The organism is Mycobacterium pseudoshottsii JCM 15466 (assembly GCF_003584745.1).
In the GTDB taxonomy this organism is placed as follows: domain Bacteria; phylum Actinomycetota; class Actinomycetes; order Mycobacteriales; family Mycobacteriaceae; genus Mycobacterium; species Mycobacterium marinum.
In genome coordinates, this window is the sequence record NZ_AP018410.1 from 3,745,055 (window position 1) to 3,762,710 (window position 17,656).

Sequence of the window (17,656 nt, forward strand, 5' to 3'; positions counted from 1 at the left end):
TCGGGCCAGTTGCTGGCCGCTTGCGGTGGGAGGCCTTGTTGGAGGGAACGTCGTTCGGGAAGTACCGGCTGCTCGAATTGCTGGGCCGCGGCGGTATGGGCGAGGTGTGGCGGGCCTATGACCCGGTCACCGACCGGGTTGTCGCAGTCAAGATCCTGCCTGCCGAGATCTCCGACGACGAGGTGTTTCAGCAGCGGTTCCGCCGCGAAGCACACGTGGCCGCGCGATTGACCAGCCCGCATCTGATCCCGATCCATACCTATGGGGAAATCGACGGACGGCTGTTCGTGGACATGCGGTTGATCGAGGGCCACGACCTGCAATCGGCGCTGAGCCGCGGACCGCTGCCCCCCGCCCGCGCCGTGCACATCATCGAGCAGGTTGCTAAGGCACTTCACGCCGCCCACCGGGACGGGCTACTGCACCGGGACGTCAAGCCGTCCAACATTTTGCTCGATGACGACGACTTCGCGTATCTGATCGATTTTGGAATCGCACGTGCGCCAGGAGAACTGGGCTTGACCGCGGCCGGCGATGTGATCGGCACCTGCCACTACATAGCCACGGAACGATTCAACCTGGCACAGATCGACGCCCGCGCCGACATCTACTCGCTAGCCTGCGTGCTCTACGAGTGTTTGACCGCGCAGCATCCGTTTCCCGGCAATACCGTGGACCAACAGATCAGCGGTCACCTCGAGGCTCCGCCGCCACGGCCGTCGCGCATCAAACCCGGGCTGCCCGCCGGCCTGGATACGGTCATCGCCAAGGGCATGGCCAAGAATCCCGCCGATCGCTACGAGACTGCGGTGGCGTTGGCGCGCGCCGCCCGCGAGGCGCTCACCGCGCCTCCATCGGGACCGCCGATGCGCCCTCGGACGCCGAACGCCGGCGTTGCCGACGGCCGCCCCGACGGTGTCGCCGGCCCGGGTCAACCGGATACCTCCACCGCAACAACCGTCCCGCGACGGCTGCGACATCCGTCGCCACGGCGCGAACCCACCGCCGGGCGGCCAGCCGAGCAGCCACGATCACCGTCACGGCCCTGGTGGCGCCGCAAGGCGGTCGCTATCTCGGCCGCTGCCCTGCTTGTCGTCGCGGCGACCGTTGCCGCCGTGATCACCGTGACCACGTTGCATTCGGGAGAGCAGCGATTCCACCAGGTGACGCTGCCATTCACCGGATTGCGTGACCCGCAGGGTTTGTCGGTGGATTATGGCGGCACGGTCTACGTCGGTGACACTCTGCACAATCGGATACTGGCGTTGTCCGCCGGCTCAACCACCCCGGCCGTGCTGCCTTTCGAAGGCCTCAGCTATCCGACCGGGGTGACCGCAGACAACAGCGGCACCGTGTATGTGAACGACGCCGGCAATCGGCGGGTCCTGGTGCTTCGCGCCGGAACATCAACCCAAATCACCCTTCCCTTCACGGATCTGGGCAATCCGACGGGTCTTACGGTGGACAGCAGCCGCACCGTCTATGTCACCGACACGGCCAAGAACCGAGTGGTAGCGCTTCCGGCCGGCTCCAACATGCAGACCCAACTGCCCTTTACCGGTCTTAATAGTCCGACCGGCCTGGTGGTCAACGGCAGCGGCACCGTCTACATGGCCGACGGCGGCAACAACCGAGTGCTCGCGCTGCCCGCAGGATCGAAAAGGCAAATAGCGCTGCCCTTTACCCGCCTCAACCAGCCCGGCGGCGTCACGCTCGACAACGAGGGCGCGGTGTATGTCACCGATAGCGGCAACAATCGGACGCTCAAACTGCCGGCGGGTTCCACGACGCAAATCGAGCTGCCCTTCACCGGACTCGATTTTCCGTGGGGTCTGGCTGTTGACAACATGGGCACCGTTTATGTCGGTAGCCGCAGCAGCCAGATAGTCGCGCTGCGCCAGAAGTAGCGGCCCGTTTCGCCGCGAGCAGACGCAGAATCGCACTTGCGCGTCCCCGCGCGTGCGATTCTGCGTCTGCTCGCGGTGCCGGCGGCCACCTCCTACAAGCCCAGCGCCAGGGCGGCCGCTGTGGCCACCTGTCCACGCAGGTCCGAAATCGGTGTGCTGCCCCGCAGATGAATTGCGTTCGACAGCAGAACCACATAGCTGTCGGAACCCGGGTCTATCCACAGCGAAGTTCCGGTGAAGCCGGTGCCACCGAAGCTGCCGATGGGAAAGACCACGCCCCGCGGCGCGGAATATGGCGTGTCGATATCCCAGCCGAACCCAAACAGGGTTTGTCCGCTGATCGCCGGATAGCGCGGAGCCAGCATCGGATCTGTTCAGTTCGGCCGGTGCGCAAGCGCTTCTCGCGCCGCGGCGTTCGCGGCGTCCAGTTGCGCCATGTGATGTCCGGGCTGCTGCGGGGTCGTCATCAACTCGCACGTCGCCTGCGTCAGTGGAAATGTGCTGGGGCGGCCCGCAAGACGATCGAGCAGGGCCTGCGCGAAGCTGCTGACATCGTGCGCCGTGGAGAACACCCCGGCGTGCCCGGCCACTCCCCCCATGCGGCGCGCTGTGGGGTCATGCACCGTGCCCCGAAGCAGCCGGTTGAAATTGGGGTTCCGGCTTGGATCGGCACCGCTCTCCTCATCGAGTGCGGTTGGCGCGATATGCGACAGCAGGGCGGTGTCCCAGGTACCCGCAGGGCAGGGCGCCCGCGGGCGCCCTGCCGGCGCGGGAGCCCACCCGATCGCGGCTCCTCTCACGCTGTGTGGACCGCAGGCTTTGGCCGCAGGAAGAAAGTCGCTGTCTTGCATGCCAATTGGGGCGAATACATGTTGCGCAACGTAGCCATCTTCGGCCTCACCAGCGATTTTCTCGAGCAGCGCGCCCAACAAAATGTAGTTGATGTCGGAGTATCGGAACTCCCGCCCTGGCGGCGACTGCAGCGGCGTGCTCAGCGCACGGTGAATGCCTTCCGCTCGGTCTGTGCCGTCCAGTCCCCATGCATCTTGCAAACCGACATCTACCGGTTCGCCGGAGGTCTGTGTCAGCAACATGCGGACCGTCACTTGAGCACGCTGTGGGTCGCTCGCGGGGTTGAAGCCGGGCAAATGGTTCTGCACCGGATCGTCGAACCCAACCTTGCCCTGTTCGTATAGCTGCATGATTGCCGTCGCCGTCGCGAGGCATTTTGTCAACGACGCGATGTCGAAGATCGTGTCTTCGGTCATCGGCTCCGCGGGTGCCGACACCCCATCGAGCCCCTGTCCACCTGCGAGTTTGCGGGAGCCATAGGCCTGGTGGAAGACAATCTTGCCGCCGTGGCCGACCACGACGACGGCTCCCGGTAGCCGCTCGGCCGCAATGGCGTCGTTGATCAGCCGAGAGACGGGTGCGAAGGCAGCCAGGCCAGCCGCATCCACGGCGGGCATGGCGGGCCTCGGTCCCTCCCTTACCGGTGCGGGTGCGGCCTGCGATGGCGCTGGGGGTGTCGGCTGGTGGGGCGCGCATGCCGCAACGAGGGTGAGCAAACTAGTTCCAACGGCGATGGCCTTGAGCACTTTTCGCGCAGGCGGCAGCCCGGCCGGACGTTCTGGGCGGGTCCGGCGAGAAGGCGAGCCGCTGTCGATGCTTACCTGCGTCAGCGTAGTGACTCCGAACCGATCATCGTGCCACCGCGCGATTGTTGCCCGCTGACCCCGGATATCGTCGGCTGCGTGTGATCATCGGGCGAGTGTGCAGGCAACGCAGATGGCTCATCACCGGCCGACGCTTTCGGGCAGCCTGTTGCCTTACTCGTTGAAATGATCGCGGCTGCCGTCCTGCTCGCGCAGTGCACCGTGGCGCCCGCACCCTTCGGTGCGAGTGTCTCCCCGGTGACTGCCGCCGACCTCGGCGCAACCTGGCACCCGGATTGGCCGATCGGACCGACGCGGTTACGCCGAATCGAGTTCAACCACTTCGGTTTTGACGCCGCGTTCCGTCGTCGCGAACTGATCGTGCACCAAGATCTGGGGGTGGAGGTCATCACGATCTTCGAGTGGCTCTACCGACTGCGCTTTCCCATCGAGAACATTCGCAGGGGCGACCACTATCCGTGGCCGCCGATGATCAGCTATCGACGCAGGACAATGCGTCAACCCTCAATTGCCGGGCCATCACGGGACCCGGCCAATCGTCTCCACACGCCTTCGGCAATCGCGCAAAGACCTACATCGACGCGGCGGGAGTATTCCAACCGAAGAACGAGCCGGCGTGTCCGGATCGCGGCCGCAGCGACGCCGGACTCCCACACAAGGGCGATCCGGCTGTGCCTGCCTTCGCCGATCACGGCTGGCGGTGGGGTGGTGCCTGGACAACTCCTATCGGCTACCAACACTTCGAGCGGCGATTCCAGCGAGACATCGTTGTCGGCGCACGGCTTCGGTGGTCGGCCTCGCGAGCGGACTCGTGCGCCGGCGGTGGCCAGCCCTTGATGTGTCTCATCACCTTTGCCCAAATCAGGAAACGCTAGAACCCAGACCGCTAGCATCAGGGGCGTTGACGATCGCCCCGGCTAACGGCGGGCGGTGTGGTGTGGTTTCCGGCCGGATGGGGTGATCGACTATGTCATTTGTGGTGACGGCACCGCAGCTGTTGGAGGCTGCGGCCCGCGCAGCTGGCCGGTATCGGTTCGAGTATCAGTACAGCCAGTGCTACCGCGGCGAGCCCGACCGCAATGCTGGTGGGCGCGTTGGGCGCCGATGAGATCTCGGCGGCTGTGGCGGTGATGTTTGGTAACCACGCGCAGGCCTATCAGGCGGTCAGCGCGCAGGCAGCGGCGTTTCATGACCGGTTTGTCCAAGCGTTGACCGCGAGCGCGGAGTCATATGCCGGGGCTGAAGCCGCAAGCACCTCGGTGTTGCAGACAGTGGGCCAGGACCTGGTCAACGTGGTCAATAGACCCACGCAGGCGTTATTGGGTCGCCCACTGATCGGCAACGGCTCCGATGCAACCTCGGGCAGCGGGGCCAACGGCGGCGCGGGGGGCATCTTGTACGGCAACGGCGGCGCGGGCGGGTCCGGAGCACCCGGTCACGCCGGCGGCCGTGGCGGTAACGCCGGGCTGATCGGCACCGGCGGGGCCGGCGGGTCCGGCGGAAGCTCGACAAGCGGAGCTGGTGGGGCCGGCGGGGCCAGTGGCAGCGGCGGATGGCTGTGGGGCGCCGGCGGGACCGGCGGCGACGGTGGCGCAGGCTCGACCGTCGCAGGCGCTGGCGGACACGGAGGCACCGCCGGCTTGATCGGCACCGGCGGCGGCGGTGGCGCCGGCGCGGCTGGCGGCACCGGGGGGCCGGCGGAGCGGGCGGGGCCGGCGGGTTGATGTGGGGCCACGGCGGGTCCGGCGGAGCGGGAGGCGATGGCGGGGCCGGCTCGGTCGGAGCGACCGGGGGTGCCGGCCAAGACGGCACCACCGGCGCGACGGGCGGCGCAGGTGGGACCGGCGGTGCGGGCGGCCGGGGTGGACTGGTGTACGGCGACGGCGGTCGCGGCGGCGATGGCGGCCTAGGCGGGACGGGCGGCACCGGCGGGGTCGGTGGTGATGGTGCGCTCGCCGACAGCGCCGGTGGTCGCGGCGGCGATGCCGGAAACGGTGGAGTCGGCGGGGTCGGCGGAGCCGGTGGTCGGGGCGGGTCCGGCGGCCACGGCGGAGTGTTCGGCGCATCTGGCGACCAGGGGGCTGGCGGGGCCGGCGGCAACGGCGGTGACGGCGGTGTAGCGGGCACCGGTGGGGCCGGCGGCGCTGGCGATGCCAGCCACCCCGATGGCGGAGTGGGCGGCGATGGCGGTGACCCCGGCGCCGGCGGGATCGGCGGCCACGGCTCCAGCACCGGCGCCAACGGCAGTTTCGGGTCCACACCTACCACCGCTGCCGGCAATGGCGGCAAAGGCGGCAACGGCTACACCCCCACCACACCCGGCGCTGACGGCGGCGCCGGCGGAACGGGTGGCAGCGGCGGCCTTTACGGCAACGGCGGCGATGGCGGGGCCGGCGGCAACGGGGCTACCGGCGCGCCCGGAGTCAACCCCACCCCCAACCCGGTGGCCAGCCACGCCGATCCCGGTGCGGCCGGCACCACCGACAACGGCGGCGACGGCAACGGCGGAACCGGCAGCAACGGCACCACCGCCGGGGAGCAAGGAGGCACCGGCGGCGACGGCTTCAACAGCGGGGTCATCGACGACAATCCCTTCGGCGGCAATGGCGGCAATGGCGGCAACGGTGGGACCGGCGGGCCGGGCACCCTCGGCGGCGACGGCGGTAGAGGCGGATTTGGTCCGCTGGTCGGCGGCTGGGGCGGCAACGGCGGCATCGGCGGGCACTCGAGTGGCTCCGGCGGCATTCTCGGCACCGCCGGCAACGGCGGCAACGGTGGCAACGGCGGTACCGGCGGCGGGGCCGGCGGCAACGGCGGCGATGGCGGCTAGCTCACCATCAACGACAACGCCAACGCCGGCACTGGCGGCAACGGTGGCAACGGCGGCACCGGGGCCATCGGCAGCATCGGCGGCAACGGCGGCGCCGGCGGCGCTGGTGGGACCGGCGGTCTGTATGGCAACGGCGGGACGGGCGGCAGCGGCGGCAGTGGCGGCACCGGGGCCACCGGCGGCAGCGGCGGCAACGGCGGCGACTCTTTCGACAATCCCAATGCGCCCGGCAATGGCGGCACCGGTGGCACCGGCGGCAACGGCGGCACCGGTGGGGCCGCGGGCGCGGGCGGCACCTATGGCCAGTCGGGCATGGTCGGTGCAGGGGGTGACGCCGGCTCCGGTGGCGACGGCGGTGGCGGCGGCGCCGGTGGCGACGGCGGCGACGGTGGCACCTCGTTCGACATGGATGACAATCCCGTTCCGCCCTCCGGCACCGCCGGCCAACCCGGCGCCACGGGCGCTACCGGCGCCAACGGCCAGTCCGGCCAGGCCGGACTGAACGGTGGCAGCGCCGGCACGAGCGGGCCCGCTATCCCTTGAGAGGCACGACCGCGTCAGCGCGGCGAGCCGAGCTCCACGTAACTGGTTGACACGCCGGACATGTCGGGGCCAGGCTGAATGAGTCGAATCTGTATCCCCGTGTCAGAGGGCGGAAAGATGTCGAGCTACCGCGTCGGCTTACTCGTACCCAGTTCGAACACGACAATGGAAGCCGAGGTTCCTGAAGTGCTGCGCGCCAACGGCAGCACAACCGGTGATCGTTTTACCTTCCATGCCAGTCGCATGCGGATGAAAAAGGTTGATCCACAAGAGCTTATGGCGATGAACGCCAGCGCGGAGCGCGCGACGACCGAGCTCGCCGACGCTGCCGTGGATGTGATGGCCTACGCCTGTCTGGTCGCCGTGATGGCCGCCGGACCCAACGCACACCGCACAATCGAAGAGCGCTTGACAAAGGTTGCCTCTCAATCCGGCGGGACCGTCGAGGTGATCTCCAGCGCCGGCGCTCTGGTCGAGGGCATCCGGGAACTGGGCGCCAAGAAGATCGCGATGGTTGCGCCCTACATGAAACCTCTTACGTCGCAGGTGGTCGACTACATCGAAGCCGAGGGCATCGAGGTAATGGATGTGATCAGCCTCGAGGTAGAGGACAACCGTGCGGTGGGATGCCTGGACCCGATGCGCCCGCCGCACATCGCCCTTCGGCTCGACACCCACGACGCCGACGCCGTCGTGTTGTCGGCATGCGTCCAAATGCCCTCCCTGGCAGCGATTCCCGCCGCTGAGGCGATGCTGGGCTTGCCGGTGATCTCGGCGGCAACCGCGACGTCGTGGAAGATACTGCGGTCCTTGGGTGTTGCGCCAGTCGCCGCCGATGCGGGCGCCCTGTTCGACGGCGGCGCGAGTGGGTGAACAACCTGCGCTCCGGGGCTGATCCCCGGGACCGCGGCGGCGGGTCGCCGCCGGAACCGGCGTCCCGTTCGTCTGCGCCGACTCGACTACGCCGGCAATACGATCCCGGCGGTCGGCCCGAGGAAGATCGCCTGGCCGCCGGGGGCGACGTAGCCACCGGTGGGTCCGTAGATGCCGTAGATCGGGTTTAGCGGGTCGGCACCGGCCCAGATGTCGTTGATCCACCCCGAGGACAACGTGTACACGGCCTGGGTGGCGCCGGGCGAGGAGAACCCGGTCAGCAGCTGGGCGGCGAAGTCGATGAGGGGATTTCCGCCCAGCATCGAGTCGACGTGTGAGCCGTTGACAATCTCGACCCCGGTGAACTGGCCTGGGTACAGATTGACCAGTTGATTCGTGGTGGCACCAAAAGCGTTCCATGGCTGCGGTGGTGCTGCCACCACATAGATGGGAACATTCGCCGCCTGCAGGTTGGCTACCGCAGCCCCGAAGGCCGAGGCATTCGACGCGACCCCGTCGAACATCACCACACCCTGTAGGTGGTTGGTGGCCGCCCCAAGGTTCGCGAGGTAGCTGCCGGCGGCGATCGAGGCCAGCCCACCGCCGGCGGAGTGCCCGGACAAGATGAAGTCCTGCGGCAGGGTGCCCAGGTAGCCGGCCTGGTTCGCGCTGATGTTCAGCGCCGTCTGACTGCCCAGGAACAGCGAGCCCACGCCCTGCTGCATCTGCGCACCGCCGATCCACATGCCGAACGGCAACGGAATCGAAGGCACGGTGGGAACCACCACGATGCTGTTGGTCTGCTGCGCCAGCTGCATGGCCAGCGGCTGGTAGAACCAGCCGATCGCCCCGAAGCCGTGCTGTAGGTAGATGACGCCGTTGGCGTTGACCGAACCGTCGGCCTGCGTCGGGAAGTACCAGTGTGCGGGGGCGGGGAAGTTGAATTGCGGAATCGTGATGCCCAGGAATTCCGACGGGCCGATCGGAATCTGCAGGAACGAGAACCCCGACTTGACCCCGGTCGCCCCGGTAGCCGGAGCGGCGAGCGCCTCGGCGGCGGCGTAGTTCACCGCCCCGCCCAGGCCTGCCTGGTTGGTGCCCGAGGTGAGCAGCGAGCTGGCCTCGGTGGCCCCGGTGCTCGCGGCCGCGACGGAACCGTTGCCGAACAGCGGACGCCCGATGAGCCGCTCAATGGGTGCGAAAACCCCGAGGCTCTCCGCCTCTTGCAGCAACGCCCGCAACGGCGACACGTTCGCGGCCTCGGCGGCCGCATAGGCGGCCCCGGCCTCGCTCAACGCGCGCTCAAACTGGGCCTGAAACCGCGTCGCTTGCGCACTCAGCGTCTGAAACTCGTCAGCGTAGCTGCCGAAAAGCCGCGCGATGGCCGTGGACACCTCGTCTGCCGCCGCGGAGATGATCCCCGTCGTCGAGGGCGCCGCCGCCGCGGCCGCCCCCTTGACCGCCGCCTCGATACCGGCCAGCTCCCCCGACGCTACGGAAAAAGCATCGGGCGCTGCGATCACGTATGTCGACATCGGCGGCTCCCATACCCGGTAGTCCGACAACCTCAGGACCGCTACAGAATGTTAGCCGGGTTGGCGGTCCGGGGTGGTCAGAACGATCGCAGACGCACGAACAGGCGTTCGGCGATTTCCCCGATCCTGTTCAGGGCGCGATTCGACGCTGCCACAGCAGGTTCGAAACGACTATCCGAGCGGCCCCGGCGCCGGGACTGCCGAACCGGCCGGTCTCACGCCTAGCCGCAGGGACTTACGGCTGGCACAGCAAGGGCCCTTAGGCCCTCGTCGACCGCGGTCGTCGCGAGGGAGCATCCGGGGTACGGACCCTTGAGCGCCCTGCCCCGATGGACGATCACACGGTGGCCCGGATCTCGGATGGGAGCTCGACGATGACCAAACCGATTCCGCCACTGGATCTTTCCTGGCTGCTGCTCGAGTCGCCGGCCGGCACCACACACGTCGGCGCGATGTTGCTGTTCAAGAAGCCGTTCGGCCGAGATCCCGTGGACGAGATCGTGGCCGCCTACCGAGGGTGCTCACCCACGCCGCCGTTCAACTATGTCCCGGAACTGCTGGTCCGGGGCGCGCCCCATTTCCGGGAGGTGGCGAACTGGGACCCGCACTACCACGTTGGGCACCTGGCGTTGCCGGCCGGCGCCGGCTACGACGATCTGCTGCGCCTGGTTGCCGATCTACACGAACCACAACTCGACCGGCACCGGCCGCTGTTTCGGTGTTGGGTGATCGATGGTGTGCCGGACGACATGTTCGCGATCTACACGAAGACGCACCATTCGATCATCGATGGCGAATCCGGCCTCAAGCGGCTCTACGAGGGACTGAGCACCTCCGACCGCGACACCATCCCCAAGCCCGCATTCGCACTCGATGCGCCCGTCCCCGAACCGCACCCGCCCACGCCGCTGGCCGAGAAGGTCGCTCACTCGATCCGCGGGGCGGTCACCGAGTTCACGGCGCTGAACCAGGTCGCTGTCGGCGCGGCGCGCAAGGTGCTTTCCGGTCTGCTGGGATCCCACCTCGAGGGCAGTCTGCCGTTCGTCGCGCAGCACGCCCCCACCAACGCACCGCTGGAAATCGGTCGACGGTTCGCAACACTGTCGCTGCCGCTTGCCGAGATGCGCGAAATCGGCCATCACTTCGGGGCCACCCTCAACGACGTCGCCGCCAGCGTCATCGACGGCGGACTGCACGCATACCTACGCGAGACCGAGCGCGAGTTCGCCCATCCTTTCATCGCGATGTGTCCGGTCTCGCTGCGCGCCGACGACGACACCACGATCGGAACACGGGTGTCGGCGATCTTCGTGCGGCTCGGCCAGCCGCGGGCGAGCATGCCAGAACGGATCGGGCAAGTAATGAACTCGGTGGCCACCGCCAAAAAAGAACTCGGCGCCATGTCGAAGGAAGCGGCCATGACCTACGCGGTCGGACTCGTCGCGCTCGCCGGCGTGGGCGCCTCCACCCATCTCGATCGCATCGCGCACCCGGCGTGCAACCTGGTCATCTCCAACGTCGCAGGCGCCTCAGACATCCGATACCTCAACGGAGCCCGACTCCTCGGCATCTACCCGGTCTCCGCGCTCGCCGCCGCCATTGGGCTCAACGCCACGCTGGCCTCCTACCACGACAATATGGACTTCGGGTTCATCGCCAACGCCGCGGCCATCGAGGATCCGACACGACTGGCAGACCTGACGTTGCGAGCCTACGAGGAGTTGCGCGACGCGGCGGAGACAGCCGCGGGGAGGTCACAGCGCGCTTCTCGGTGAGCGGGTGCTGTTGGCCACATCCGCACCGGGTCGACTTCGTGTTTCTCGGCGGCGCCTATACCGTGTTGCTCTACGATGCACGTCGCCCCACCTACGACATCGACATCACCCCGCTAATGCGATGGGGAATCTCCAAAAGAGTGTCGGAAGCATGCCTTATGGGCTACAAATTGGGCGGTACGCGGCACGTTAGAAGAGTCGGGTGATGTGCAGAACAGTTAGGTTGAGAGCGTAATCAATTGGACGCCAGGGAATTCGGTCGATATCGGTTGTTCGAGCTCATCGGACAGGGTGCTGCAGGCACGGTATATAAGGCGCACGACACCGTTATGGGACGCGACGTGGCGATCAAAATCTTGCCTGCCGATCGGGCCAACGAGCCGGGTTTTCGCGCGAGGTTCAGCCGGGAAGCTCTCATCGCGGCTCGGTTGACCGACCCGCACATCATCCCCGTCCACGACACCGGCGAAATTGACGGCCAGTTGTACCTGGTAATGCCGATCATCAACGGGGTTGACCTCGAGGTCGCGCTCCAGCGCGACGGTCCCATGACTCCGGCGCGAGCCGTTCGAATGGTCGAACAGATCGCAGCCGCTCTGGATGCCGCCCACGCCCATGGGCTGGTGCACCGGGATGTTAAACCATCCAACGCCTTGATGACCGATCAAGGATTCGTGTACCTGATCGATTTCGGCCTGGCCCAGGACGGTACCGGCGCCAAATTGACCGCCGAGAGCCGCACCGCCGGAACGTGGGCATACATGGCCCCCGAACGAATGATGAGCGACGTCATCGATGCCCGCGCCGACGTCTATTCGCTGACATGTTTGCTCTATGAATGCCTTACCGGCGAAATGCCATTCCCTGGTGACCGGGTAGCGCTGCAAATGACGGCGCATCTCGCCACGCCCCCGCCGAAGCCGAGTGAGCGCCGGTCCGCCGTGCCCGCGGGATTCGACGATGTCATTGCCCGTGGCATGGCGAAACAACCTGACGATCGCTACCCCAGCGCTGGTGAACTCGCGATGGCGGCAGCTGCCGCACTGGCGACGCCGCCGGGCGGGCAGACCACCACGGCCGGACACCACATCCAGGTTGCTACGCAGACCCCCAAGCTCGTCGACTCGCCATCGCCTAGAGACACCGCGCCCCTTGGACTCGAGGACATCCCGCGCGCCGGCATGGGGGCCGCGTCGTTCCCCTGGCCACCACCGCCGCAACCGGACCGACCGCCATACCTCGGATGGGAACCCTTCCAGCCGGTCGACGCGGGCGTCTTTTTCGGTCGGGACGCCGAGGTGGCGCGGGCGATGGACGCCCTGCGCGGAATGCGTGCGAGCGACGAGACCCTGTTCGTGGTGCTGGGCGCGTCCGGAGCCGGCAAGTCGTGTTTTCTGCGTGCGGGAATCGTGCCCCGGCTGCAAAGACAGGCAAGCAAGTATCTCGTCCTCGACATTGTCCGCCCCGAGCTCAAGGCGCTCACCGGCGCCTGCGGGCTGGCACAGGCGATCTGCACCACGCGGCAACGCCTCGGCCTGGCACAGCCGCCGCTGGGCGACATCAAGGAAGCGTGCGCGAGCGGCGACGTGGCCCGGCTGCGGACGTGGCTGCTGGAGTGCCGTAAGGCCGCCAACCGGCAACCGGCAACCGGGGCTACCGATGACACCCCGGTGACCCTGGTGTTGCCGCTGGATCGGGCCGAAGAGCTGTTCACCAGCGACGCCGGCGTGGAGGCCGCCGGGTTGTTGGCGCTCATCCGGGATCTGGCTCTCGGCACGAACGGCCAGGACAGGCTGCCATTGATTGTGGCAGCGACGATCCGCACCGACCGCTACGAGCTGATGCAGACCGCTCCACAGCTTGCCGGGCTGCAGACCAAGCAGTTCGACCTTCGGCCGATGGACGCAACCCAGTTCAACAGGGTGATCACCGGACCTTCGCAGCGTTCGACGGACGGCGGACGCCCGCTGTACCTCGACGAGGAACTGGTGCGCCACCTGCTCGCCGACGCCACCGGCGGCGCAGACACGCTGCCGCTGCTGTCACTGACGCTGGCATGGCTGTACCGCGACTACGGGTCGACGGGCCGGCTCACTCTCGAGCCTTACGCCAAGCGGGGCGGAATCGATGGCGTCGTGCAAGCCGAGATCCACGAGATTCTGTCCTCGGATCCCGACGAGCGGGCCCAGCAACTCAAATTGCTGCGCGCGGCGTTCATCCCGTGGCTGGCCACCATCAATCCCGACAACGACCAGCCGATGCGCCGCTTGGCACGCTGGGCCGACCTGCCCGATGACAGCCGCCCGCTGCTAGAGCGGTTCCTGGCCCGCCGGTTGCTGATCAAAGACCTACGCGACGGAGAGGTCATCGTCGAGGTCGCCTTGGAGAGTCTGCTGCGCCAATGGGGCGATCTCTCGGGCTGGCTGGCGGACGAGGTCGAAGACCTCAAGGCGGCCGACGCGCTGGAACGCAGCGCCGCCGAGTGGGAGAAAAAGCGGCGCGACGAAGCCTGGCTGCTGCGCGGATCCCAGCTGGCCGCAGCCGAAAACCTAGCCGCCAAAACCGGATTCCGCGAACGCCTCAACCAAACCCACGACTACCTGCTGGCCTCCCGGCACTGCGAAAACGAACGAGCCGAGCTCGAGAAGCAACGCCAGCGGGCCGAACTCGAGGCCGCCAAGAAACTCGCGGCCGCCGAAACCCAAGCGCGCGAGCAGGCTCAAGAGAGCGCCGCCGCCCTACGACAGCGGTCTCGCGTCCTGCGCGCGGTAATCGCCGCAACGTCCGTCATCGCCGTTATCGCCGTAGTAGGCGCCGCCACCGCGGTGATCATGTTCAACCGCGCCACCCGTCAAGCCCGCGACGCACTGGCCGCCCAACTCGATGCGCAGGCCTCGTTGGTGTTCTCCGGGACCATCGCGGAGAGCGATATTCGCGCGCTCGCCGCCACCCTGGCGGCACGACAGTTGCGTTCCAACCCAGCCGCCAGCCGCGGCGCGTTCTACACGGCCACCGCGGCGCTGAACACCACTCGCATCATCATCCCCACGCAAGCACCCGTTAACACCGTTGCGATAAGTCCCGACAGGCACACCCTGGCTTCCGGCGGCGAGAACGGCAACATCCAGCTGTGGAACCTCACCGACCCCGCACACCCAGGCCCCCTAGGCCCACCCCTGCAGGGCCACAGCGCCAGTGTCGCCGGCGTCGCGTTCAGCCCCGACGGACACACCCTGGCCTCCGGCAGCCACGACGGCACCATCCAGCTATGGAACCTCACCGACCCCGCACACCCAGGCCCCCTAGGCCCACCCCTGGAAGGCCACAGCGCCAGTGTCGCCGGCGTCGCGTTCAGCCCCGACGGACACACCCTGGCCTCCGGCAGCGACGACGGCACCATCCGACTGTGGAACCTCACCGACCCCGCACACCCGGGCCCCCTGGGCCCACCCCTGCAGGGCCACAGCGCCGGTGTAGCCAGCGTGGCGTTCGGTCCCGACGGAAACACCCTGGCCTCCGGCAGCGTCGACGACACGGTGCGACTATGGGACGTCACAGATCCAGCGCAGCCCGGTCCGTTGGGTCAACCTCTGACCGGCCACCACGGAACCGTATGGAGCATCGCGTTCGGGCCCGACGGACACACCCTGACCACCGGAAGCCACGACGGCACCATCCGGTTGTGGAACCTCAATACTGTGCTGCCCGTTCGGGGACATACCGGCCCCGTGCGCAGTGCGGTGTTCAGCCCTGACGTGCAGACGCTGGCCTCCGGCGGCGACGACGCCACCATCGCGCTATGGGATCTGACCAATCCAGGACACCCGCGACAGCTCGGCAAACCCCTGCGCGGCCACACTCGCACCGTGCAAAGCCTCGCCTTCAGCCCCGACGGACACACCCTGGCCTCCGGCAGCGACGACACCACCATCGCGCTATGGGATCTGACCAATCCAGGACACCCGCGACAGCTCGGCAAACCCCTGCGCGGCCACACTCGCACCGTGCAAAGCCTCGCCTTCAGCCCCGACGGACACACCCTGGCCTCCGGCAGCGACGACACCACCATCGCGCTATGGGATCTGACCGACCCAGCCCACGCGCGACAGCTCGGCAAACCCCTGTATGGCTATAGCAGCGCCGTGCTTGGCGTGGCCTTCAGCCCTGACGGCCGCTTGCTCGCTTCCGGCAGCGGCGACGACACCGTCGTGCTGTGGAACCTCACCGACCCGGCGCACCCGAGCCCGCTTGGGCACCCCCTGCACGGACATAGCGGATACGTGAATCGGGTGGCGTTCAGCCCCGACGGTCATACGCTAGCGTCGGGCAGTTCTGACCACACCGTGCAGCTCTGGGACCTCACCAATCTGACCCCTGCCGGGCTGGGCCAACCCCTGCGGGGGCACACCGACAGCGTCCTTGGTGTGGCGTTCAGCCCCGACGGTCATACGCTAGCGTCGGGCAGTTCTGACCACACCGTGCAGCTCTGGGACCTCACCAATCTGACCCCTGCCGGGCTGGGCCAACCCCTGCGGGGGCACACCGACAGCGTCCTTGGTGTGGCGTTCAGCCCCGACGGGCACACCTTGGTGTCCAGCAGCGCCGACGCTACGGTGCGGGTCTGGCCCACGCCGCTGGATGCCACCGTCACGGTTCTGTGTTCAAAACTCACATCCAACATCAGCCGCCATGATTGGCGCGAATGGATATCGCCCGATGTCGACTACATTGCCCTCTGCCCCAACTTGCCCGTCCCACGGTAGTCGTTCCACGAGTCCGAGAGGAATTCTCGCACTGGCAAGTCGAATTCGAGTCGCCAGTCGTTTAGCCGCATCGAGCTCGAGTTGGTGATCGTGTAGTCGGCGATGAAGCCTGTTCAACCTCGATCTCACCTGCAGCATTGCCGGCACCGAGGGCCGGATGGTCACAAAATGCCGAAAGACCGAAAAGACCACGTAAGGCATTGGGCGCCGGAGCTTCTCGTAGCGGCCAGTGCGATCATAGGAGCCAACACCATAGCCGAACAGGCGATGTCGGGGTTCAGCCCGCCGCGCTCCCCCGCTTGCCGCGGCTCTCCTTCACCAATCGCGCCACCCCATCCTCGATCCCGGCGGCCAGCACCTCGATATCCGGTGCGGTGTCGTAGTCGGCGGTGATCCCGAAGACGAAGTTGTCGCCGTAGCTGACCATCGCGACCCCGGTACGCAGGTTCAGCGCGATCGGTGGAATCGGCAACATCTCCAGCACGCGCCGACCCATCAGCTTCTGCTCGTCCCGCGGCCCGGGCACATTGGTCGCCAACGCCACCACCGCGCGTTGCGGCAACCGGCTCAGCAACCGTACCGCCCACGCCGAGAACGCAAATGGCGCGCTTTTCGCCGCGGCAACCAACGCGGTGCCGCCTTCACGCTGGCCGCTGGCTTTGGCTTCGACCAACCGACGGTGTACCAGCTCAAGCTGTTTGACCGGGTCTTCCTCATCGACGGGCAACAAGGGCAGCATCGCCGAGACCTGATTGTCAGTCATGTTGAAGTGGCTCATCCCGCGCACCGACACCGGTACCAGCGTGCGCAGCGAGGTGTGGCCGGGCTTTTCCCCCGCTCCAGCAGAATCGACCGGTAGCTGCTGGTGATCGCCGCCAACGCCACGTCATTGAGCGTCACGTCGAATGCTCGCGCAACCGTGTGCAGATCGGACAAGCGCACCCGCGCCACGCTGAAGCGCCGCAGCGTGGTGACAGGCCCGCTCAGTGACGTTTCCGGCGCGGGACTGAGCAGACTGCCGGTCAGTTCGGCGGCCCCTAACGCGACATGCTCGACAACGGAGACCGCACCCAGAGCGCCCCGCACAATCCCGGTCACCCAGTTCAGCGGGTTCAGACTGACCTTCACCGGAAGCCCCGGCCCGTGCGGAGCCGGCTCTTTGGCCGCACGAATCTCGGTGGCAAAGGACCCGCCACCGCCGCTTTCGTCACCGAACTTGGCCAACATCTGCGTTGTCGCGATGCCATCGGCGATGCAGTGATGCAATTTGGTCAGCACCGCCCACCGGTCATCGCTGAGCCCCTCGATGAGATAGCACTCCCAGAGCGGACGGTCCCGATCGAGCCGTCGCTCCATCACCGTCGCGATCATCTCGAAAAGTTCGGCGTCGCCGCCCGGTTGCGGCAGCGCAAGGTGGTGTACATGTCGGGAAACGTCGAAGTGCGGGTCCGCGACCCATTCGGGTGAACCGAGATCGAGCGGATGGGTCCGCAGGATCTGTTTGAAGCGCGGAATCGCCGACGCCCGCTCCGCGAAGGAGTCGACGAACTCCCCGAAAGCCCGAGCCGGCCCTTCCACAATCGACACACCGCCGATCGCCAGGCTCACATGCGGATCGCTGTCCTCAACCTCCAGGAAAGTCGCATCGAGGGGGGTTAGATGCTCCATCCCTTTACCATTCACCCCCACCTCAGTCCACGATCAGGGTCAGAAGTCCCTACCTTGAAGGCCAAACGAAAGCTGCACACCACCAT

General features: G+C 67.2%; 7 protein-coding genes and 4 pseudogenes. 7 read left to right on the forward strand and 4 right to left on the reverse strand.

The features are described 5' to 3' along the window. The first annotated feature begins 38 nt into the window (after positions 1-38). Complete coding sequence (locus MPSD_RS17080; protein WP_020786999.1) at positions 39-1,907, forward strand: serine/threonine-protein kinase PknD; 1,869 nt, start codon at positions 39-41, stop codon at positions 1,905-1,907. 92 nt (positions 1,908-1,999) lie between these two features. Here MPSD_RS17080 and MPSD_RS17085 read toward each other — a convergent pair. Next, positions 2,000-3,376 (reverse strand): annotated as a pseudogene (locus tag MPSD_RS17085) (serine hydrolase domain-containing protein). Positions 3,377-4,041: 665 nt separating this feature from the next. Here MPSD_RS17085 and MPSD_RS17090 point away from each other — a divergent pair. The 4 genes and pseudogenes from MPSD_RS17090 to MPSD_RS17100 all read left to right on the forward strand — a co-directional run bounded on the left by MPSD_RS17090 (position 4,042) and on the right by MPSD_RS17100 (position 7,829). After that, on the forward strand, positions 4,042-4,458 hold the full coding sequence (locus tag MPSD_RS17090) for a M15 family metallopeptidase (RefSeq protein ID WP_020786996.1): 417 nt from the start codon (positions 4,042-4,044) through the stop codon (positions 4,456-4,458). Between the two features lie 92 nt (positions 4,459-4,550). Beyond that, positions 4,551-6,008 (forward strand): annotated as a pseudogene (locus MPSD_RS30875) (PE family protein); the annotation flags it as partial. A 717-nt stretch (positions 6,009-6,725) separates the two neighbouring features. Continuing rightward, positions 6,726-6,956: a hypothetical protein gene (locus MPSD_RS30880; protein ID WP_372509768.1), complete on the forward strand. Its 231-nt coding sequence runs from the start codon at positions 6,726-6,728 to the stop codon at positions 6,954-6,956. A 117-nt stretch (positions 6,957-7,073) separates the two neighbouring features. Beyond that, positions 7,074-7,829 carry a maleate cis-trans isomerase family protein gene (locus tag MPSD_RS17100; RefSeq protein WP_086085394.1) on the forward strand — a complete coding sequence of 252 codons (756 nt, stop codon included), beginning with the start codon at positions 7,074-7,076 and terminating at the stop codon, positions 7,827-7,829. A gap of 86 nt (positions 7,830-7,915) precedes the next feature. On the opposite strand, the gene MPSD_RS17105 is transcribed toward MPSD_RS17100, so the two are convergent. Further along, the gene (locus tag MPSD_RS17105; RefSeq protein ID WP_020786992.1) at positions 7,916-9,364 is read right to left on the reverse strand and encodes a PE domain-containing protein; all 1,449 of its coding nucleotides are present in this window, start codon (positions 9,362-9,364) and stop codon (positions 7,916-7,918) included. A 374-nt stretch (positions 9,365-9,738) separates the two neighbouring features. Here MPSD_RS17105 and MPSD_RS17110 point away from each other — a divergent pair, with 374 nt between their 5' ends. Both MPSD_RS17110 and MPSD_RS17115 read left to right on the forward strand, forming a co-directional pair. Next, positions 9,739-11,139 (forward strand): wax ester/triacylglycerol synthase family O-acyltransferase, encoded by a 1,401-nt coding sequence (locus MPSD_RS17110; protein WP_036427252.1) that lies wholly within the window; start codon positions 9,739-9,741, stop codon positions 11,137-11,139. Between the two features lie 269 nt (positions 11,140-11,408). Continuing rightward, positions 11,409-15,902, forward strand: a complete 4,494-nt coding sequence (locus tag MPSD_RS17115; protein WP_232022885.1) for a WD40 repeat domain-containing serine/threonine protein kinase — start codon at positions 11,409-11,411, stop codon at positions 15,900-15,902. A 2-nt stretch (positions 15,903-15,904) separates the two neighbouring features. Here MPSD_RS17115 and MPSD_RS30570 read toward each other — a convergent pair. Together MPSD_RS30570 and MPSD_RS17125 are read right to left on the reverse strand one after the other, a co-directional pair. Then, positions 15,905-16,015: pseudogene (locus tag MPSD_RS30570) on the reverse strand (cellulose binding domain-containing protein); the annotation flags it as partial. A gap of 164 nt (positions 16,016-16,179) precedes the next feature. Then, positions 16,180-17,570, reverse strand: a pseudogene (locus MPSD_RS17125) (WS/DGAT/MGAT family O-acyltransferase). Positions 17,571-17,656 lie beyond the last annotated feature (86 nt).

Bases quoted from the DNA above. Each gene is read 5' to 3' on its own strand.
- MPSD_RS30880 (WP_372509768.1), top strand. From the start codon at position 6,726: ATGGTCGGTGCAGGGGGTGACGCCGGCTCCGGTGGCGACGGCGGTGGC.
- MPSD_RS17100 (WP_086085394.1), top strand. From the start codon at position 7,074: ATGTCGAGCTACCGCGTCGGCTTACTCGTACCCAGTTCGAACACGACA.
- MPSD_RS17105 (WP_020786992.1), bottom strand. From the start codon at position 9,364: ATGTCGACATACGTGATCGCAGCGCCCGATGCTTTTTCCGTAGCGTCG.
- MPSD_RS17110 (WP_036427252.1), top strand. From the start codon at position 9,739: ATGACCAAACCGATTCCGCCACTGGATCTTTCCTGGCTGCTGCTCGAG.